This is a genomic window from Lacisediminihabitans profunda, assembly GCF_008040105.1.
GTDB classification, from domain to species: Bacteria; Actinomycetota; Actinomycetes; order Actinomycetales; family Microbacteriaceae; genus Lacisediminihabitans; species Lacisediminihabitans profunda.
Genome location: NZ_VRMG01000002.1, coordinates 24,203 through 43,188 on the forward strand (window position 1 = coordinate 24,203; position 18,986 = coordinate 43,188).

Sequence of the window (18,986 nt, forward strand, 5' to 3'; positions counted from 1 at the left end):
ACTAGCTTGTGCTGAACAGGTCTGAACAGGTGCATTTCGAGAGAGGTCGGGTCGTGGCCACAACCGCAAACGAGGGCATCAGGTCCTCGGGCAGGGACGCCCTGAGCGTCGAGTTGAACGGCATCAACACCATCGCGGAGGGCGAGCGCAAGGGCGCGCCGCGCAGCCTCTTCTGGCCATGGTTCGCGGCGAACGTGTCAGTGCTGGGAATCGGCTACGGATCGTTCATCCTCGGCTTCGGCATCTCGTTCTGGCAGGCGACCCTCGTGGGCGTGATCGGGATCGTCGTGTCCTTCGTGCTCTGCGGGATCATCGCGCTCGCCGGCAAGCGCGGCTCCGCTCCCACGATGATCCTCAGCCGTGCCAGCTTCGGCGTTCGCGGCAACGCGCTGCCCTCGGTGATCTCCTGGATGCTCACCGTGGGCTGGGAGACGGCGCTCACGGCGCTCGCCGTGCTCGCCACCTCCACCGTGTTTCGGGAACTCGGTTGGCAGGGCGGTGTCGCCACGCAGATCGTGGCCCTCGTGGTCGTCGCCGGGCTGATCGTCGTCGCCGGGGTGATCGGCTTCGACCTCATCATGCGGCTGCAGGTCTGGATCACGATCATCACCGGCGTGCTCACCGTGGTGTACATCGTCCTCGCCGTGCCGCACATCAACCTCGCCACCGTGGGGGCGCTGCCCGCCGGCGCCGGACAGGCCGTGATCGGGGCGCTCGTCTTCGTGATGACCGGCTTCGGCCTCGGCTGGGTGAACGCCGCCGCCGACTACTCGCGCTACCTGCCGCGAGGCTCGCGCAGCTCGTCCGTCATCGGTTGGACGGCCTTCGGCGCCTCCGTCGCCCCGGTGATCCTCGTGGTGTTCGGTCTGCTGCTCGCCGGGTCGTCGGCGAGCCTGAGCAAGGCCATCGGCGCCGATCCGATCGGCGCCCTGACGACGATCCTGCCGACCTGGTTCCTGGTGCCGTTCGCCCTGGTGGCCGTGCTCGGCCTCGTCGGCGGCGCCGTGCTCGACATCTACTCGTCCGGCCTCGCGTTGCTGAGCGCCGGCATCAAGATCCCGCGGTTCGCCGCGGCCGGAATCGACGGCGTGGTGATGATCGCCGGCGCCATCTACGTCGTGTTCTTCGCGCCGAGCTTCATCGCCCCGTTCGAGGCGTTCCTCGTGACGCTCGGCGTGCCGATCGCTGCCTGGTGCGGGGTCTTGGTGGCGGACATCGTGCTGCGGCGCAAGGACTACTCCGAGGCGGACCTCTACGACCACCGAGGCCGGTATGGCGACGTGCGGTGGCTGTCCATCGGCCTCGTCGTGGTGGGGACCGTGATCGGCTGGGGCATGATCACGAACACCTTCGGCGTGCCGGAGTGGCTCAACTGGCAGGGCTACCTGCTCGGGCCGGTCGGACTGGGGGGCCGATCCGGGCCCTGGGCCTACGCCAACCTCGGCGTGCTGATCGCCCTGCTGATCGGCTTCTTCGGAATTCTCCTCTTCGGCCGCGGGGCGATCCGCCGGCAGGAGGAGCAGCCGATCGAGCGGGCACGGGTCGAGGAGCGCGCGTGAGCCAGAGTGTCGAGACGGGGGCCGCGCCATGGCTCGTCGTGATCGACATGCAGCGGATCTTCGGCGACCCGGGGAGCGAGTGGTTCACCCCCGGTTTTCCCGCGATCGAACCGACGATCGCCCGGCTGGTCGAGCAGTTCTCCCCGCGGGTGGTCTTCACCCGTTTCGTCGCCCCCGCCGAGCCACGGGGAGCCTGGATCCCGTACTACGAGGCGTGGCCGTTCGCGCTCGTGCCACCCACCGATCCGCTCTACGAACTCTCGCCGATGTTCGCCGGCCTCCACCTGCCGACGGTGACCCGCGAGACCTTCGGCAAGTGGGGACCCGAACTCGCGGGCATCCTGGGCGACAGCGCCGAGATGGTGCTCGCCGGGGTGTCGACGGACTGCTGCGTGCTCTCGACCGCCCTCGCCGCGGCTGACGCCGGGATGCACGTCCGCGTGGTGGAGGACGCCTGCGCCGGGCTCACCGACTTCGACCACGAGAGGGCCATCGGCGCAATGGCCCTCTACACGCCGCTCATTCAGATCACGACAGCGGCGGCGATCGGCGCGGAGGGCGCGTGAGTCCGGAGCGCCCGCTCCCGCGGCTCAAGCACGAGCAGGTGGCGCGGGTGCTCGAGACGGAGATCCGCGGCGGCAACGTGCCGTTCGGCCGCCAGTTGCCCGGCGAGGCGGCACTCGCCGAGCGCTTCTCGGTGAGCCGCAACACCGTGCGAGCGGCGCTCTCCGAGCTCGGCGAGGCCGGGCTGATCGCGACGCGCTCGGGCAAGGGCTCCTTTGTGACCTTCGACGGCCGGCCGCTGGACGTCAAGCTCGGCTGGGCGCGCGCCCTGCGGGAGCAGGGCGTCGACGCCCGGGCGGAGGTGCTGCGGCTCGAGCAGGTGACGGATGCCGAACTGGCCGACGAGCTCGGCGAGAGTTCCGATCGCTTCATCCTCGTCGAACGCCTCCGCCGCGTCGCGGATGGGTCTCCCGTCTCCTACGAGCGCTCACGCATCCCGGCGACGCCCCTCTCGATCGCCGCGTTCGGCGCCGGCCTGGCCGACGGGTCGCTCACCCGGCTGCTGCTCGGGTCTGGACTGGTCGCGGCCCAGGGCGAGCAGTGGGTGGAGGTGCGGCGGCTGGAGGGCGAGGATGCCCGCCTTCTCGAGCGCGATCCGGGCGAGGCGTTCCTGTGGTCGCGTTGCGTCACCCGGGACTCTGGCGGCGCTCTCGTGGAGAGCGTGGAGAGCCTGCTCGACCCGGCGCATTTCAGCCTGCACTTCTCCTTCTCGGCCCGCTGACGTGACCGCCTCCCGCGATCGCGCGCTCGCGGCACTCTACGGTCTGGCGATCGGCGACGCCCTCGGGATGCCGACCCAGCTGATGAACCGCGCGGCGATCACCGAGCGGTACGGTCGCCTCACCGGCTTCGAGCCGGCGGCGGCCGACCACCCGCTCGCGGCCGGACTTTCCGCCGGGTCGATCACCGACGATACCGAGCAGGCGCTGCTGCTGGCCGGGATGCTCGTCGAAGGCCGAGGCCGAATCGACCCGCGCGAGTTCGCGGCCGCCCTCGTGGCTTGGGAGCAGGGGATGCGCGAGCGCGGCTCGCTCGACCTGCTCGGGCCGTCGACGAGTCGAGCGGTGCGGGCCGTGCACGCCGGGGAGGCCGTGGAGCTGGCCGGCCGGTTCGGCACCACGAACGGGGCGGCGATGCGGGTGACCCCGGTCGGCATCGCCGTCGGCTCGCGCGACCTTCCCCTTCTCGTCGACCGGGTGGTCGAGGCGAGCGTGGTGAGCCACAACACGGGCGTCGCGATCGCCGGCGCGTCGGCGGTCGCCGCGGCGGTCAGCGCCGGGGTCGACGGGGCCACCGTGCACGAGGCGTTCGAGGCGGCCATCGCGGCGGCGGCGATCGCGCGTACCCGCGGCAATTGGGTGGCCGCGGCCGACGTCTCCCGCCGCATCCGCTGGGCCATCGACCTCGCCGACCCGGCCGACCCTGACCGCAGCCTCACCGACATCTACGAGCTCGTCGGCACCAGCCTCGCGACGCAGGAGTCGGTGCCTGCCGCCTTCGGCGTGCTCGCGACCCTCCCCGACGACCCGTGGCAGGCCTGCCTCGCCGCCGCATCGCTCGGCGGAGACAGCGACACCGTCGCCGCGATGGTCGGAGCGGTGGCCGGGGCGACCCACGGCACCGCGGGCTTCCCGGCGGAGGCGAGGGAGACGGTCGACCGGGTGAACGGCCTGCGCCTCGCCCAGGTCGTCGACGCGCTGCTGGAGTTGCGATGACCGCGCGGCTGATCAGCGTCGGCAACGTCATCATCGACATTGTGGTGCGGGTGCCGCACCTGCCGGAGCGGGGCGGGGATGTGCTGGCCGAGGCCGCGGGGGTCTCGCCGGGCGGGAGCTTCAACACCATGGTCGCCGCGGCCCGCCAGGGTCTGCCGACCGCCTACGCGGGCGCGCACGGCACCGGAGTGTTCGGCGACCGGGTGCGGGCCGAGCTCGCCGCGGAGGGAATCGACGCGCTCCTGTCGCCGACTCCCGGCCGCGACACCGGCTACGACATCGCCCTCATCGACGCGGGAGGCGAGCGCACCTTCGTCACGGTCTTCGGCGCGGAGGCCGCCCTCACCGCGACGGCGATCTCCGCGGTGCGTCCCGGGGACCACGACCTGGTCCACCTGTCCGGCTATGGCCTGCTCGAGCGCACGAACGGCGCCGTGCTCTCGGCCTGGTTGGGCACCGTGCCGGCCGGCACCCGGGTGCTGTTCGACCCGGGACCGCTCGCCGCCGACATCCCGGACGAGACCTGGCGGCTGGTCACCGGGCGGGCGGACTGGCTGAGCTGCAACGCGCGGGAGGCCACGATGCTCACGGGGGAGACGGATGCCGTGGCCGCGATCCTGGCCCTCGGCGCCCTCGGCGCCCTCGGCGCCCTCGGCGCGCTCGGCGGGGCGTCGGGCGGCGCGATCGTGCGCCTCGGACCGGACGGCTGCCTGCTCTGCCTGCGCGGCGAGATCACCCACGTTGCGGGATTCCCGGTCGCCGCGATCGACACCACCGGAGCGGGGGACGCCCACGCCGGCGCGTTCCTCGCCGCGCTCGCCGCCGGCGAGCATCCGGTGGCCGCCGCCCGTCGCGCGAACGCCTGCGCCGCCCTCGCCGTCACCCGCTCGGGACCGTCGACCGCCCCGACCCGCGCGGAGGTCGACGCGTTGCTGGATCCGGGCCGCTGACCGGCCCCCGGGCTGGTAAAGTGATCGGGTCGCGACTGGCGTTGAGGTGGGTAACCATCGGGGAGCGACCTTCTACGATTCGGCCGTACGCCTGGGCCGAACCGGATAGCCTTTTGTCGTCCGGTCATGTCTAAGGAGCAACGCCAGTGTCCGTTGAAAACGCAGTAACCGACAAACTTCCCACCACCTTCACGGATCCGCTTTCGAGCGTCGATCCCGAGATCGCGGCGGCCCTCGAGTCCGAGCTCGGCCGCCAGCGCGGCACGCTGGAGATGATCGCCAGCGAGAACTTCGTCGCCCGGGCGGTGCTCGAGTCCCAGGGCTCCGTGCTCACCAACAAGTACGCCGAGGGCTACCCCGGGCGCCGGTACTACGGCGGTTGCGAGTTCGTCGACATCGCGGAGAATCTTGCGCTCGAGCGCGTCAAGTCGCTCTTCGGAGCCGAGTACGCCAACGTGCAGCCCCACTCCGGCGCCACCGCCAACGCCGCCGTGCTCGCCGCGATCGCCACGCCCGGCGACACCATCCTCGGCCTCGAACTCGCGCACGGCGGGCACCTCACCCACGGCATGAAGCTCAACTTCTCCGGCAAGCTCTACAACGCCACCGCGTACGGGGTGGATCCAGAGACCTTCCGCGTCGACATGGATGTCGTGCGCGAGAAGGCCCTCGAGCACCGACCGACCGTGCTCATCGCCGGCTGGTCAGCATACTCGCGCCAGCTCGACTTCGCCGCGTTCCGTGCCATCGCGGACGAGGTGGGAGCCAAGCTCTGGGTGGACATGGCCCACTTCGCCGGCCTCGTCGCGACGGGCCTTCATCCGTCGCCCGTGCCGTACGCGGATGTCGTGTCGAGCACCGCGCACAAGACCCTCGCCGGTCCGCGCTCCGGCTTCATCGTCGCCCGCGACATGGCGCTCGCCAAGAAGCTCAACTCCGCCGTGTTCCCCGGCCAGCAGGGCGGCCCGCTCATGCACGTGATCGCCGCGAAGGCGACCGCGTTCAAGCTCGCCGCCGAGCCGGAGTTCAAGGACCGTCAGGAGCGCACCGTGCGCGGCGCGCAGATCCTCGCCGAGCGCCTCACCGCTCCGGACGCGACCGCGGCCGGCATCGATGTGCTCACCGGCGGCACCGACGTGCACCTCGTGCTCGTCGACCTGCGCACCTCGGCCATCCACGGCCAGGACGCGGAGGACATCCTGCACTCGGTGGGCATCACCGTCAACCGCAACGCCGTGCCGTTCGACCCGCGCCCCGCCATGACGCCGTCCGGAGTGCGGATCGGCACCGCCGCGCTCGCCACTCGCGGCTTCGGCGACGAGGAGTTCGCGGAGGTCGCCGACATCATCGCGATCGCCCTCATGCCGAACCCGGATGTCGCGGCCCTCCGTGCGCGCGTGCTCGCCCTCACCGACGGCTACCCGCTCTACCCGGGCCTCACGAGCCCCGGCACCTGGGCGTGACCGCAGTCAGGATGGACGGCGTCGCGACCGCGGCCGCCGTCAAGTCGGAGCTCGTCGACCGCATCGCCGCCCTCAAGGCGCGCGGCGTGTTCCCGGGACTCGGCACGCTCCTCGTCGGCACGGATCCTGGCTCGCTGTCCTACGTCGCCGGAAAGCACCGGGACAGCGTCGAGCTGGGCATCGAGTCGATTCGCGTCGACCTGCCGGCCACGGCCACCGAGGACGAGGTGCGAGCCGCCATCGTCGCGCTCAACGACGACCCGGCGGTGACCGGATACATCATCCAGCTCCCGCTGCCGGCCGGCATCGACGAGAACGCGATGCTCGAGCTCATGGACCCGGCCAAGGACGCCGACGGACTGCACCCGATGAACCTCGGCCGGCTCGTGCTCGGCGTCTCCGGCGAGCTCGACTCGCCGCTGCCGTGCACCCCGGCTGGGCTCGTGGAGATGCTGCAGCGCTACGGCGTGCCGATCGCCGGTCGGCGCGTGGTCGTGATCGGCCGCGGGCTCACGGTCGGCCGGCCGCTCGGCCTCCTGCTCACCCGCAAGGGACTCGATGCCACCGTGACGCTCGCGCACTCCCGTACGGTCGACCTGGCCGATGAGGTGCGCCGTGCGGACATCGTGGTCGCGGCCGTCGGCGTGCCCGGCCTCGTCAAGGCCGACTGGGTGAAGCCCGGTGCCGCCGTGCTCGACGTGGGGATCACCCGCCGGGTGAACGAGGTGACCGGCAAGGCGAAGCTCATCGGCGACGTCGACCCCGAGGTCGCCGAGGTCGCCGGCTTCCTCTCGCCCGTGCCGGGCGGGGTGGGCCCGATGACCAGGGCGATGCTCATGGCGAACGTGGTGGCGGCGGCCGAACGGCTATGAGCCACGAGGACCGCGTGATCCCGGCCAGGATGCCGGAGAAGTATCCCGGCCGGGATCGCGCGGCCCTGCACGCCCTCATCGCCGATGCGCGGGTGGGGCACGTCGCCTTCGTGCTAGACGGCGAACCGCGCGTGCTGCCGATCGCCATCGTCTCGACCGGCGACGACATCCTGCTGCATGGGTCGACCGGCTCCCGCTGGCTGCGCCTGCTCGCGACGGGCACGCCGGTTGCCCTCTCGGTGACGTCGCTCGACGCCGTCGTGGTTGCCCGCTCGGCGTTCGAATCCTCGATGCACTACCGCAGTGCCGTGCTCTTCGGCGGCTGCCGCCCGGTCACCGACGACGCGAAGGTGCATGCCCTCGACCACATCACGAACGCGATCATCCCCGGCCGCGTCGGCGAGATCCGTCGGCATAGCCCGAAGGAGCTCGCGGCGACGCTCGTGCTGCGGCTCGAGGTGGAGGACTGGAGCCTCAAGGTGTCAGACGGCTGGCCGGAGGACGGCCCGGATGACGTGGCCGGCACCGCGTGGGCCGGCGTGCTGCCGGTGGCCACGGGTTTCACCACCGCGTTGGCGGCCCCGGACCTTGCCGAGGGCATCCCACTCCCGCCGTCGGTGCAGAGCCTGCTCGAGGGGCGCCGATCGGGCTATTCGCCCACGTAGCCGATCTGGCACGAGGTGCCGTCGGAGTCCGGACTGGCCCAGCCGTCGATGCCGTTCACGACCGACTTGCCGAAGTCGGTGACCGTGATCGAGCAGGCCTCGATCGTGGAGTTGGACTCGAACGGCACGCTGAACCCGTACTTCGCGTAGCGCCAGGACTTGAGGTCGGGGCCGGGGTTGCCGCTCTCGAACACGGCGACGGCGTGCACCGCGCCGGAGGACGCCCAGGTGTAGCCGGAGTTGCAGGGCTGGCTCGAATCGGCCGGGGCGACTCCCTTGCCCGTCGCGGACTGGCCGCGGTACTGGTTGCCCAACGAGAGGGTGACCGGGTAGACAAAGACCTTGCCGGTGGAGCTCGAGGCGATGTCGATCGGCATCAGGATGCTGCCGTTCGCGGCGAGGCTGTCGTTCGTCACCGGCACGCCGGCCGTGCCCGCTCCACACGAGGCGATGAACTCGTCCTTGAGGGGCTTCGCCGCGCTCGCGCTGTAAGGAAGGGGCTTGTGCGCCGTGAGGAGGATCGCGATGGTGCTGCCGTCCTTGCCTCGAACGTTCGCCGCGATGGTGAACAGCACGTCCTTCGGCTCGGCGGTCGAGCTCGCCGAGGGGGCGGCGGTCGGCGTTGCCGTCTTGCTCGCGGCGGGCGCGGTCGGCGTCGAGCCGGCGCATCCGGTGAGCAGCGCGGTGAGAAGCACGGCGCCGACGGCGATCGACGCTGTGGGGTGAAACGCTCGCACTCGTGTCTCCTAGCGGCTCAACGAGGAGCTCAGGGGGTCAGGGTTCGCGGGATGCGCCCTGCGCAGCCGTCACGACGAAGGTATCAGGCTGACCATAGCCATGTTCTGCGAAGGCGCCGTCAATAGCAACCTGGAGCCGCGAGAGGTCGTCCGCCCGCACGAGGGCGATCGCGGCCCCGCCGAAACCGCCGCCGGTCATCCGCGCCCCGAGGGCGCCGTTGGACTGCGCCGTTTCGACCGCCAGGTCCAGTTCGGGCACGGAGATCTCGAAGTCGTCGCGCATGGACACGTGGGAGGCGTCGAGGAGGTCACCGATCGCGGCCGGCCCCTCCTCCCGCAGCGTGCGCACGGTGTCGAGAACCCGCTGGTTCTCGGTGACCACGTGCCGCACCCGGCGGAAGGTGACGTCGTCGAGGATGCCGCGCGCCCGGTCGAGGTCGTCGACTCCCACGTCCCGCAGTGACTCGACGCCGAGTTCGCGCGCCCCGAGCTCGCACGATGCCCGGCGCTCCGCGTAGCCTCCGGTGGCGTGCGAGTGGCTCACCCCGGTGTCCATGATGAGCAGCACGAGGCCGGCGGCGTCGAAGCCGAGGTCCACGATCTGAGCCTCGAGGCTGCGGCAGTCGAGGAAGACCGCGCTGTCCTTTCGACCGAGCAGCGAGGCGGACTGGTCCATGATGCCGGTGGGGGCGCCGACGACCCGGTTCTCGGCGAGCTGGCCCACGCGGGCGAGGGTCGGCCGGTCGAGACCGAGCTGCCACACGTCGTTGAGGGCCAGGGCGACCGCGCTCTCGATGGCGGCCGAGGAGGACAGGCCGGCGCCGACCGGCACATCCGACTCGATGTAGACGTCGAAGCCGGGCACGGCGGCGAGGTCCGCGCCGTGCTGGCCGAGCGCCCAGGCGACGCCGAGCGGGTAGGCGGACCAGCCATGCACGGTCTCGGGCGAGAGCTCGGCGAGGTCGATCTGCACGACCTCGTCGGCGAAGTCGCTCGCGACCCGGGCGACACGGTCCTGCCGCAGCCCGAGGGCGATCACGGTGCGGCGGTCGATGGCAAGGGGGAGCACGAAGCCCTCGTTGTAGTCGGTGTGCTCGCCGATGAGGTTGACCCGTCCCGGCGCGGACCAGAGCCCGCTCGGCTCGTAGCCGTAGAGTTCCGCGAAGCCCGTGCGGACGTCGTCCCTGATGTCGGTCATGGCGTGCTGGTCCCTGCTGTCTCGATGGCGGTTCGGAGGGCGCTGGCCGTCTGCTCGGGCGTCACGTCGCCGATCCATGCTCCCATGGCCGCCTCGGAGCCGGCGAGGTACTTGAGTTTGTTGGCGGCCCGGCGAGGGGAGGTCACCTGCAGCATCAGCCGGATCTCGTCCCGCTTCTCCCGCACCGGCGCCTGGTGCCACGCGGCGATGTAGGGCGTCGGGGTGTCGTAGAGGGCGTCGACGCCGCGCAACAGCGTGAGGTAGAGGCCGGCGAGCTCGTCGCGTTCCTCGGTGCTCGTGGCGGCGAAGTCCGGCACGTGGCGGTGGGGGAGCATGTGCACCTCGATCGGCCAACGCGCCGCGAACGGCACGAACGCGGTCCAGTGCTGGCCGCGCAGCACCACGCGCTCCGACGCGCCCTCGAAGTCGAGGATGCTCTGGAACAGGTCTGGGCCGAAGCGTTCGATCGACTCGATCAGCCGCGACGTACGCGGGGTGACGTACGGGTACGAGTAGATCTGGCCGTGGGGGTGGTGCAGCGTCACTCCGATCGCCTCTCCCCGGTTCTCGAACGGGAAGACCTGGGCGACGCCGGGCAGGGCGGAGAGGGCGGCCGTGCGGTCGGCCCAGGCCTCGATCACCGTGCGCGCCCGCGAGGGGGTGAGGCTGCCGAACGACCCTTCGTGCTCCGGGCTGAAGCAGACGACCTCGCAGCGACCGATCGACGGCAGGGTGCGGCCGAGGCCGATCCTGCGCAGGTCCTGCTCGGTGTAGCTTTCCGAGACATCCGGTCCGAACGAGGGAGACCGGTTCTCGAAGACGGCGACGTCGTAGTTGTCCGGAATCTCCGAGGGGTTGGCTGCCGAGGCCGGCGCGAGCGGGTCCTTGTCTGCCGGGGGGAGGAAGACCCGATTCTGCCGGGCGGCGGCGATGGAGATCCATTCGCCGGTGAGCGGGTCCTGCCGCATCGTCGCCGTCTCCGGTCTCGGGTCGAGCACGCGGGCATCCGGCTTGCGATCCGGCGCCAGGGTGGTGTCGGCGTCGTCGAAGTAGATGAGTTCGCGGCCGTCCGCTAGCCGGTGCTCGCGTTTGACGATCGATGACATGGGGCTTCTCCGGTCAGGTTTCGAAACGAAGGAAACGATACCTTCGATTGACAAGAAAACGCAAGTAATCGAAGATAAGTCCATGACCGACGCGCAGCACACCCCACCGGCGGCCGCCCGTCGCGAGCAGATCCGCACCCTCATCGAGGAGCGCGGCTTCGTCAGGGTCGCCCAGCTGAGCCGGCAGTTCGGCATCTCCGAGGTCACGGTGCGGGCGGACCTCAACGCCCTCGCCGACGACAACGTCGTGCAGCGCGTGCACGGGGGTGCGGTGGCCGGAACCGCCGCGCGTCCCGCCGGGCTCGAGCGTCCGTTCGAACAGTCGATGCTCGCGAGCTCCGACGAGAAGGTCCGCATCGGCCGTGCGGCGGCTGCCCTCATCGAATCCGACCAGGCCGTCGTGCTCGACGTGGGCACCACCACGACCGCGATCGCCGCGGCAATGCTCGAGCGGGACGACCTGCAGAACGTGGTGGTCATCACCAACGCTCTCAACATCGCCCTGGCGCTCGAGCCCGCCATCCCCCGCTTCACGGTCGTGGTCACCGGCGGCACGCTGCGGCCGCTTCAGCACTCGCTCGTCGACCCGCTCGCCGGGGTGGTGCTCGACCGCATCCGGGCGGACATCGCCTTCATCGGTTGCAGTGGGGTGCACGTCACCGCCGGCGTCACCAATGTCAACCTCCCCGAGGCCGACGTGAAGCGTCGCATGATCGCCACCGCCGCACGCACAATCGTCGTCGCCGACAGCTCGAAGCTCGGCGTGGCCCAGCTCAGCCGAGTCGCCCCCCTCGCCGAGATCGACACTCTCATCACCGGAGACGAGGCGGATGCGGCGGTGGTGGAGAACCTGCGCGCCGCCGGCCTTCGGGTGATCCAGGCCGACCACGCGCCTCGCTAGGCTTGACCGGTGCACTCGCCAACGGGACTCCAGTTCGAACTCTCCTCGCCGACTCCGCTCGGTGAGGCGCGCGCCATTATCACCGAGGTCGCCGCGTCGCTGCGCACCCTGTCGATCGGCGGCGTCCACCTCACCGAGCCGTACGGCGACGATGTCGTGCCGCCGTTCGGGGACGGCACCGTGCTGGTGCCGTGGCCGAACCGCGTCGAGGACGGCCTCTGGCGGCTCGACGGTATCGAGCAGCAGCTCGACCTCACCGAACCGGAGCGCGGCAACGCCCTGCACGGCCTCCTTCGCGACCGGCCGTACACGGTGGCCGATCGAAGCGCCTCGGCGGTCACCCTCGCCGCCACGGTGTTCCCCACCCGCGGCTACCCGTTCCAGCTCGACACCACCGTGCGCTACGAGCTCGTCGACGACGGGTTGCGCGTCACCCACGGCATCACCAATGTCGGGTCGCGGTCCGCGCCGGTCGCCGTCGGCACGCATCCGTTCCTCCGTCTCGGCGACGTGCCCACCGACGAGCTCGTGCTCACCGTGGCCGCCGGCTCGAGATTCGAGACGGATGCCCGGCTCAACCCGGTGAGCGAGAACCCGGTCGAGGGCACCGACTTCGACCTGCGGGCCGGACGACCCGTCGCCGAGCTGCACCTCGACGACGCCTTCGGGGCCGTGACACCGGCGGGCGCGCTGAGCAGGCACCGCCTCACCGCGAGCGACGGCCGATTCGTCGAGCTCTGGCAGGAGGGCGACTTCGCCTTCGTTCAGGTGTTCGCCACCCGAATCTTCCCGCGGGATGTCGGCCTCGGAACTCCCGTCCTCGGCACCGCGATCGCGGTCGAACCGATGACGGCTCCGCCGAACGCATTCAACAGCGGTCAGGGCCTGCGCTGGCTCGCACCGGGCGAGACCTGGTCGCTGTCCTGGGGAATCCGGTACTCTGGAAAGCACGAAGGGGAGTAGTTCCCCCCGCCGCCCGCATTCCGGGTTGCGGGCGCGGACGTATCGACATACTGGCCGGTCTCGATGACTGGCCCGGTACTCCACCCGAACGGCCAGAGTGGCCGCCAGGGCGAACGAGACCTTCGGTCAAACGGCCACGGAGCCGGGATGCGCACTGTCGCCTGCCCTCCGTGAGCTCGACCGGAAGGATCCCGTGACCGAGACTCGACGCCCAGGCGAACTGGCACCCACCCCCGCCGAGCTGCGACGATGGCGCCAACACCTCGCCGACGAGCGGGCGGAAGCCGCCGTCTATCGCGACCTGGCAGCACGACGCGCGGGCGAGGAGCGGGAGATCCTGCTCGCACTCGCCGAGGCGGAGGGCCGCCACGAGGAACACTGGAGAGCACTGCTCGGCGACGACGTCGGCAAGCCGCGCAGGGGCGACATCCGCACCAGACTGCTCGGATTCCTCGCCCGCCGGTTCGGCTCCGTCTTCGTTCTCGCCCTCGCCCAGCGTGCGGAGGCCCGGTCGCCGTACGCGGGGGACTCCGACGCCACGGCGGCGATGGCCGCTGACGAACGCATCCACGGCGAGGTGCTGCGTGGCCTGGCGATGCGCGGACGCAACCGCCTGTCCGGCACCTTCCGCGCGGCGGTGTTCGGCGCGAACGATGGACTGGTGAGCAACCTGGCCCTCGTGATCGGCGTGAGCGCGAGCGGCGTCGCCACCAACGTCGTGCTGCTCACCGGCGTCGCCGGCCTGCTCGCCGGCGCCCTCTCGATGGGGGCCGGGGAGTACGTGTCCGTGCGCTCCCAGCGGGAACTACTCGAGGCGTCCACCCCCGACCCGGAGAGCAACGATGCGCTGCCGCACCTCGACGTCGACGCCAACGAGCTCGCCCTCGTCTACCGCTCGAGGGGCATGGATGCGACGGAGGCCGATGCCCACGCCAGGGAGGTCTTGGAGGATCACAGCCTCGCCGTCGCCGGGCCGCCCCCGGCCCACCTGCACGAATCGGTCGGCACGGGGATCGGGGCCGCCGTGTCGAGTTTCTGTTTCTTCGCCTCCGGCGCGATCATCCCGGTTGTGCCCTACCTGTTCGGCCTCAGCGGGCTCACCGCCATCCTCGTGGCCGCGGGTCTGGTCGGACTAGCCCTGCTCGGCACCGGCGCGGTCGTCGGGCTGCTCTCCGGCGCCTCGCCCCTCAGGCGGGCGCTGCGCCAGCTCGCGATCGGCTTCGGGGCGGCGGCGGTCACCTACGGACTCGGCCTGCTGTTCGGCACGAGCGCGGGCTAGGTAGTACTGCCCAGGCAGGTTGGTTAACCGGCCTCGGGGCGCGACGTTGCGGATCTCGTGGTCGTCGGCCTCGGCCCCGTCGCGGCCGCCCCGGCCGCCCTTCGCTGCATGCCCGTCGCCGCGATGCCGGAGGCTGGACCTTGTCGGCCCTCTGGCGGTGCCGCCCGCGTCGGTCGGGCCGCGTTCTGCAGGACGGCCCCGGAGGTATGGGTGCCTACCCCAGAGACTCTGGTTGTGCAGGACAGCTTGTGCAGGACGGCTTGTGAAGGAATGTGGCGACCAGAACGGTCCCGGTCTGCAGGACGCTCCCGTCGGTTCTGCACCTATCGTCGTCGCCATCCGCCCGAGGCGTCCTGCACAACCCGTCCTGCCGTCCTGCACCACCCGTCCTGCACAACTGGAGTCTGCGGGGCGGGCGCCAGCGGACGGAGCCGTCCTGCACAACTGGAGTCTGCGGGGCGGACACCTATAGAACCCGCGCGGAACATCCTTCCCCACCCCTGTGTTGTACCGGTCGTGGGAACATATTCACCGCAAAGGAGACCACACGATGACTGACACAACGGAACGCGCCATTCTCGCCGGAGGCTGTTTCTGGGGAGCGCAGCAGCTGCTCCGCCGACGGCCGGGAGTAATTTCGACGAGGGTCGGCTACTCCGGTGGCGACACCCCGAACGCGACCTACCGCAACCACGGCGACCACGCCGAGTCGGTGGAGATCGTCTTCGACCCCGCTCAGATCTCGTTCCGCGAGATTCTCGAGTTCTTCTTCCAGATCCACGACCCGTCGACCAAGAACCGTCAGGGCAACGACGTGGGGCGCAGCTACCGCTCCGCGATCTTCTACACCAGCGAAGAGCAGAAGCGCGTGGCCGAGGAGACCATCGCCGACGTCGACGCGTCCGGGCTGTGGCCGGGCAAGGTCGTGACCGAGGTCACGGCGGCCGGTGACTTCTGGGAGGCGGAGGAAGACCACCAGGACTATCTGGAGAAGAACCCGTACGGCTACACCTGCCACTTCATCCGACCCGGATGGACGCTGCCGCACCGCGAGCAGGCGGCAGTCTAGGCGGGGTGATCGTCGGTTGGCGATGAGGTGGGGAGGGGAAGCGTGGCTTCCCCTCCCCACCTTTCTGTGCCGGGCGGGCGGCCGCGGCCAGAGCCGCGGATCAGGGACAGGCCTGACCTGCCTGCTCTGGCGGCTTGCCCGTCAGGTACGCGTCCAAACCGATTCACGGAGCAGTTAGCACGGGTCACACCCAGGTGGCCGCCCGGAACGGAAGCGGAACATAGTCGATGGTCTCGCCGAGGACGTGGGCCGCGCGCAGTGCGAAGTGGGGGTCGCGCGTGAGCTCGCGCCCAAGGAAGATCGCGTCTGCACGACCATCCACGAGGATCTGCTCCGCCTGTTCCGGCGTCGTGATCTTGCCCACGGCCGCGGCCTTCACCCCGCCGAGGCGACGCACGGTCTCGGTGAGTGGCACCTGGTAGCCCGGCGAAACGGAGATGAAGATGTCGCGGATGAGCCCACCGCTCGAGATGTCGAAGAAGTCGGCGCCGGCATCGGCCGCCCACGAGGCGACCTGCGCGGTTTCCTCTGGCGTCCAGCCTCCGTCCGCCCAGTCCGTGCCCGAGAAGCGCACGAACAGTGGGGTCGTCGGGGCAACCGACCGGATGCGAGCGACGATCTCGAGGAGCAGCCGGGCACGGTTCTCCAGCGAGCCGCCGTAGCCGTCCGTTCGTTCATTGCTCAGCGGAGACAGGAAAGAGTGCAACAGATAGCCGTGCGCCGCGTGGATCTCGATGACGTCGAAGCCCGCCTCGAGCGAGCGAACGGCCGCTTCACCAAAAGCATCGACCAGTGCCTTGATCTCGTCGAGGTCGAGTTCGTGCGGCACATCCATGCCTGGGCACGGAATCGCGGAAGCGGAGACCGGAACCCAGCCCCCCTCCGCCGCCGGCTTCGTTCTTCCCGCTTCTGCTGTGAAACCTCGGTAGTCAGAGGCCTTCCGACCCGCGTGGGCGAGCTGGATTCCGGCGAGCGCCCCCTGCGAATGCACGAACGAGGTGACGCGTGCCCAGCGATCGCGCTGCGCGTCATTCCAAAGTCCCGCACACTCCGACGTGATTCGCCCCTCAGGGGTGACGGCGGTCGCCTCGACCATGACGAGCCCCGCGCCACCCGCGGCATACGTTCCTGCATTGACGAGATGCCAATCGTGCGGCATCCCATCGTGGTCGACGCACATGTACTGACACATTGGCGAGACCCAGATGCGGTTGCGAAACGACGTTCCGCGGATGGTGAGGGGCTCGAACAGCTTGCTCACAGGAACCGCCGCGCGGTTTCGAGAAGCTCGGAGTTGGTCGGTTCGACGAGGAATGAGCCGTCGGTGAAGACGATCACCGGGGTCGAACGACGTCCACTGATCTCCTCCGCCATGGCCGCTGCGTCAGCGTTCTCAGCGATGTCGATGTCGTCGAAGGGAATTCCGGCGTCCCTGAGTGCCGCGCGGGAGCGCGCACAGTCGGCGCAGGTTGGGGTGCCGAAGAGTCTGATCGCGGTCATGTCAGCGCGCCATGAATCCGCCGTCGATGGGCAGGTTGACACCAGTGACCCACCTCGACTCGTCGCTCGCAAGATACAGCACGCCGTAGGCGACATCGATCGGCAGGCCGAGCCGACGGATCGACTGATTGGCGGTGTTGACCTTTTCATATTCGACGAGTCCGCCAGGGAACGCATTCGCCACACCCTCCACGAGCGGCGTGAGAACGGTGCTGGGGTGCACGGAGTTCACCCGGATGTTGAACCTGCCGTAGCTGGCCGCATCCTGCTTTGTCTGCATTGCGACAGCGCCCTTCGCCACGTGGTAGGCAGTGAACTCATCATTCCCGGTGAGGCCATAAATCGACGAGAAGTTCACGATCGATCCCGAAGACTGCGCGATCATGTAGGGCAGCGCATGCTTGGTGGAGAAGAACACGCCTTTCACATCAATCGCGAAAAGTTCGTCCCATTCCGACTCGCTCAGCTCGTGCGTCGGCTTGTCGACGCCGATGATGCCAGCACAGTTGATGAGCACATCGATCGTGCCGAACACCTCGCCGATCTCGCCATACACGGACGCGACATCCGTCTCGTCGGCGACGTTCAACGGCCAGAATCGGGCAGAACCTCCCGCGCTCGTGATCGCTGCGACGGTCTCGGCCCCGAGCGCCGCATTCACGTCGGTCACCGCCACGGTCGCGCCTTCGGCTGCGAACAATTCGGCGGTCGCGCGCCCCATCCCGGACGCCGCGCCGGTGATCACCGCGATCTTGTTGTCGAGTCTGCCCATCAGACGGTCGCCTTCTCCGTAGCGAGAAAGGTCGGGTACCCGGCCGCTTCGGCATCGCGGCAGAACTGCTGGTAGACCTGACCGCCACCCATATACACCTGGAATTCGCGCGGTTTGCCGGCGACGTTTTCGCCCAGAAACCATGCCTTCGCTTTGAGCCCTTCCGAGTACATGACAGTGGCTTTGCCGGCGCGGTCGACCTCGTCGGCCCACAACTCCTCCGACTCTGGAGTCGCCTCAAAGTGCTCGATGTCGTGGGCGGTAGCGAACTTGATCGCGCGAGCGATCCACTGGGCGCCGAGTTGGATCGGTACCGGCAGGTTGGAGTACGGCGTCTGAGGGCCGAGGGACATGAAGAAGTTGGGGAAGCCGCTCACCGAAATCCCGAGGTTGGTTCGAATGCCCTTCGCCCACTTGTCGCGGAGGATGACGCCATCGCGTCCCACGATGTCGGGGGTGGTGAGCGTTCCCGTCATCGCATCGAATCCTGTAGCAAAGATGATCACATCGAGTTCGAACTCAGTGTCACCGACAAGGATGCCCTTTTCGGTCAGGGTCGTGATGGGGTTTGACTTCACGTCGATGAGCGTCACGTTGTCCCGATTGAACGTCGCATAGTACCCATGACCGGTAGGAACACGTTTGCCATTGAACGAGTAGTCGGTGGGGCTCAGGAGGTCGGCGACCGATTGGTCGATGACGATCTGATGGATCTTCTTACGGATGAAGGCTGATGCGAGCTCGCTCGATTCGTGGTTCGTGGCCAGGTCGTTGAAGCATTCGTTTGCGAAGTGAAACCCACCCTCCTGCCACTTACTCTCGAAGATGCGATCGCGCTCCTCGGCGTCGACGTCGAGAGCGCTCTTCTCTGCGAACACCATGTCGACGCCGAACGGATGCGCTGCGGCTCTCGCAAAGATCTCGTCGTAGGTGTCGCGCACGTGCTTCATCTGCTCCGCACTCACCTTGTCGTTGTTGGTCTCGACGATGAAGTTGGGCTGGCGCTGGAAAACCAGGAGTTCGGCGACCTGTGGGGCAATGGTCGGTACGACCTGAATGCCCGATGCGCCGAGTCCGACGATGCCCACGCGCTTGCCCGTCAGATCGACTCCCTCTCGTGGCCAGTTCGCAGTGTGATACTTCTGCCCGCCGAACGTCTCGATGCCGGGAATGTCGGGCCAAATCGCTTCGGAAAGGACGCCCATTCCACTGATGAGATAGGTCGCGGTAAGACTGCGACCGTCGGTGAGGTGCACCGTCCAGGTGTTGGATTCCTCGTCGTATTCGGCGCGGTCGACGCGGGAGTTGAATCGCATGTCCTTACGAAGGTCAAGGCGCTCCGCGACGAAGTTCAGGTAGGCGAGCACCTCCTTGCCCGACGGGTACCGTTCGGTCCAGGTCCACTCGTCCCTAACCTCCTTCGAGAAGGAGAATGAGTAGTACTGAAATTCACTGTCAGTGCGCACGCCCGGGTAGTTGTTGCTCCACCAGGTACCACCAAGGTCGGAATCCGCGTCGAGAACCAGTGCCCGCTGGCCAATCTCGCGGAGGTGGTGGAGAAGCGCAATGCCGCTGAAGCCGGCACCGATGATGATGCTGTCGAAGTCAGGCTTCGTCGTCGATGCGCCCGATGTTGTTGATGTCATGAGAAGTTCCTTTCGGTGGTCAGTTCT

The 18,986-nt window shown here is 69.1% G+C and carries 19 protein-coding genes and 1 riboswitch; of the genes, 12 read left to right on the forward strand and 7 right to left on the reverse strand.

Features of this window, described 5'->3' with window-relative positions; genetic code table 11:
• Nucleotides 1-53 precede the first annotated feature (53 nt).
• The 8 genes from FVP33_RS00700 to FVP33_RS00735 all read left to right on the forward strand — a co-directional run bounded on the left by FVP33_RS00700 (nt 54) and on the right by FVP33_RS00735 (nt 7,788).
• The gene (locus tag FVP33_RS00700; protein ID WP_246142098.1) at nt 54-1,559 is read left to right on the forward strand and encodes a purine-cytosine permease family protein; all 1,506 of its coding nucleotides are present in this window, start codon (nt 54-56) and stop codon (nt 1,557-1,559) included.
• Nucleotides 1,556-2,125, forward strand: a complete 570-nt coding sequence (locus FVP33_RS00705) for a cysteine hydrolase family protein (protein WP_281289353.1) — start codon at nt 1,556-1,558, stop codon at nt 2,123-2,125. The genes FVP33_RS00700 and FVP33_RS00705 overlap by 4 nt, the downstream gene beginning before the upstream one ends.
• Nucleotides 2,122-2,844: a GntR family transcriptional regulator gene (locus FVP33_RS00710; RefSeq protein ID WP_147781727.1), complete on the forward strand. Its 723-nt coding sequence runs from the start codon at nt 2,122-2,124 to the stop codon at nt 2,842-2,844. The genes FVP33_RS00705 and FVP33_RS00710 overlap by 4 nt, the downstream gene beginning before the upstream one ends.
• A gap of 1 nt (nt 2,845) precedes the next feature.
• On the forward strand, nt 2,846-3,838 hold the full coding sequence (locus FVP33_RS00715) for an ADP-ribosylglycohydrolase family protein (RefSeq protein WP_147781728.1): 993 nt from the start codon (nt 2,846-2,848) through the stop codon (nt 3,836-3,838).
• Nucleotides 3,835-4,788: a PfkB family carbohydrate kinase gene (locus tag FVP33_RS00720; RefSeq protein ID WP_147781729.1), complete on the forward strand. Its 954-nt coding sequence runs from the start codon at nt 3,835-3,837 to the stop codon at nt 4,786-4,788. Before FVP33_RS00715 ends, FVP33_RS00720 begins: the two co-directional genes overlap by 4 nt.
• Nucleotides 4,789-4,809: 21 nt before the next feature.
• Nucleotides 4,810-4,892, forward strand: a riboswitch (ZMP/ZTP riboswitch).
• A gap of 42 nt (nt 4,893-4,934) precedes the next feature.
• On the forward strand, nt 4,935-6,251 hold the full coding sequence (glyA, locus tag FVP33_RS00725; RefSeq protein WP_147781730.1) for a serine hydroxymethyltransferase: 1,317 nt from the start codon (nt 4,935-4,937) through the stop codon (nt 6,249-6,251).
• On the forward strand, nt 6,248-7,123 hold the full coding sequence (locus FVP33_RS00730; protein WP_147781731.1) for a bifunctional methylenetetrahydrofolate dehydrogenase/methenyltetrahydrofolate cyclohydrolase: 876 nt from the start codon (nt 6,248-6,250) through the stop codon (nt 7,121-7,123). The genes glyA and FVP33_RS00730 overlap by 4 nt, the downstream gene beginning before the upstream one ends.
• Nucleotides 7,120-7,788: a pyridoxamine 5'-phosphate oxidase family protein gene (locus FVP33_RS00735; protein WP_246142099.1), complete on the forward strand. Its 669-nt coding sequence runs from the start codon at nt 7,120-7,122 to the stop codon at nt 7,786-7,788. The genes FVP33_RS00730 and FVP33_RS00735 overlap by 4 nt, the downstream gene beginning before the upstream one ends.
• On the opposite strand, the gene FVP33_RS00740 is transcribed toward FVP33_RS00735, so the two are convergent.
• The 3 genes from FVP33_RS00740 to galT are packed head-to-tail and all read right to left on the reverse strand — an operon-like array spanning nt 7,773 to nt 10,829.
• Nucleotides 7,773-8,525, reverse strand: coding sequence for a hypothetical protein (locus tag FVP33_RS00740; RefSeq protein WP_147781732.1), 753 nt, complete (start codon nt 8,523-8,525; stop codon nt 7,773-7,775). The two genes, FVP33_RS00735 and FVP33_RS00740, sit on opposite strands and share 16 nt — an antisense overlap.
• A 37-nt stretch (nt 8,526-8,562) precedes the next feature.
• A complete protein-coding gene (gene galK / locus FVP33_RS00745; protein ID WP_147781733.1) occupies nt 8,563-9,723 on the reverse strand; it encodes a galactokinase in 1,161 nt (386 codons plus the stop codon).
• Nucleotides 9,720-10,829 carry a galactose-1-phosphate uridylyltransferase gene (gene galT / locus FVP33_RS00750; protein WP_147781734.1) on the reverse strand — a complete coding sequence of 370 codons (1,110 nt, stop codon included), beginning with the start codon at nt 10,827-10,829 and terminating at the stop codon, nt 9,720-9,722. The genes galK and galT overlap by 4 nt, the downstream gene beginning before the upstream one ends.
• Nucleotides 10,830-10,911: 82 nt before the next feature.
• Here galT and FVP33_RS00755 point away from each other — a divergent pair, with 82 nt between their 5' ends.
• From FVP33_RS00755 to msrA, 4 genes are all read left to right on the forward strand, one after another.
• Nucleotides 10,912-11,730 carry a DeoR/GlpR family DNA-binding transcription regulator gene (locus FVP33_RS00755; protein ID WP_147781735.1) on the forward strand — a complete coding sequence of 273 codons (819 nt, stop codon included), beginning with the start codon at nt 10,912-10,914 and terminating at the stop codon, nt 11,728-11,730.
• 9 nt (nt 11,731-11,739) lie between these two features.
• Entirely contained in the window at nt 11,740-12,693 is a 954-nt protein-coding gene (locus tag FVP33_RS00760) for an aldose 1-epimerase family protein (RefSeq protein ID WP_147781736.1), read from the forward strand.
• A 193-nt stretch (nt 12,694-12,886) separates the two neighbouring features.
• On the forward strand, nt 12,887-13,972 hold the full coding sequence (locus FVP33_RS00765; protein ID WP_222706582.1) for a VIT1/CCC1 transporter family protein: 1,086 nt from the start codon (nt 12,887-12,889) through the stop codon (nt 13,970-13,972).
• A gap of 550 nt (nt 13,973-14,522) precedes the next feature.
• Complete coding sequence (gene msrA / locus FVP33_RS00770) at nt 14,523-15,041, forward strand: peptide-methionine (S)-S-oxide reductase MsrA (protein ID WP_147781737.1); 519 nt, start codon at nt 14,523-14,525, stop codon at nt 15,039-15,041.
• A gap of 184 nt (nt 15,042-15,225) precedes the next feature.
• Here msrA and FVP33_RS00775 read toward each other — a convergent pair whose 3' ends face one another.
• From FVP33_RS00775 to FVP33_RS00790, 4 genes are read right to left on the reverse strand one after another with little or no spacing between them, the layout of a single operon-like run.
• Complete coding sequence (locus FVP33_RS00775; RefSeq protein ID WP_147781738.1) at nt 15,226-16,302, reverse strand: NADH:flavin oxidoreductase/NADH oxidase; 1,077 nt, start codon at nt 16,300-16,302, stop codon at nt 15,226-15,228.
• A complete protein-coding gene (locus FVP33_RS00780; RefSeq protein ID WP_187270520.1) occupies nt 16,299-16,541 on the reverse strand; it encodes a glutaredoxin family protein in 243 nt (80 codons plus the stop codon). The genes FVP33_RS00775 and FVP33_RS00780 overlap by 4 nt, the downstream gene beginning before the upstream one ends.
• A 1-nt stretch (nt 16,542) precedes the next feature.
• A complete protein-coding gene (locus FVP33_RS00785) occupies nt 16,543-17,313 on the reverse strand; it encodes an SDR family NAD(P)-dependent oxidoreductase (RefSeq protein ID WP_147781740.1) in 771 nt (256 codons plus the stop codon).
• On the reverse strand, nt 17,313-18,959 hold the full coding sequence (locus tag FVP33_RS00790; protein WP_147781741.1) for a flavin-containing monooxygenase: 1,647 nt from the start codon (nt 18,957-18,959) through the stop codon (nt 17,313-17,315). Before FVP33_RS00790 ends, FVP33_RS00785 begins: the two co-directional genes overlap by 1 nt.
• Nucleotides 18,960-18,986 lie beyond the last annotated feature (27 nt).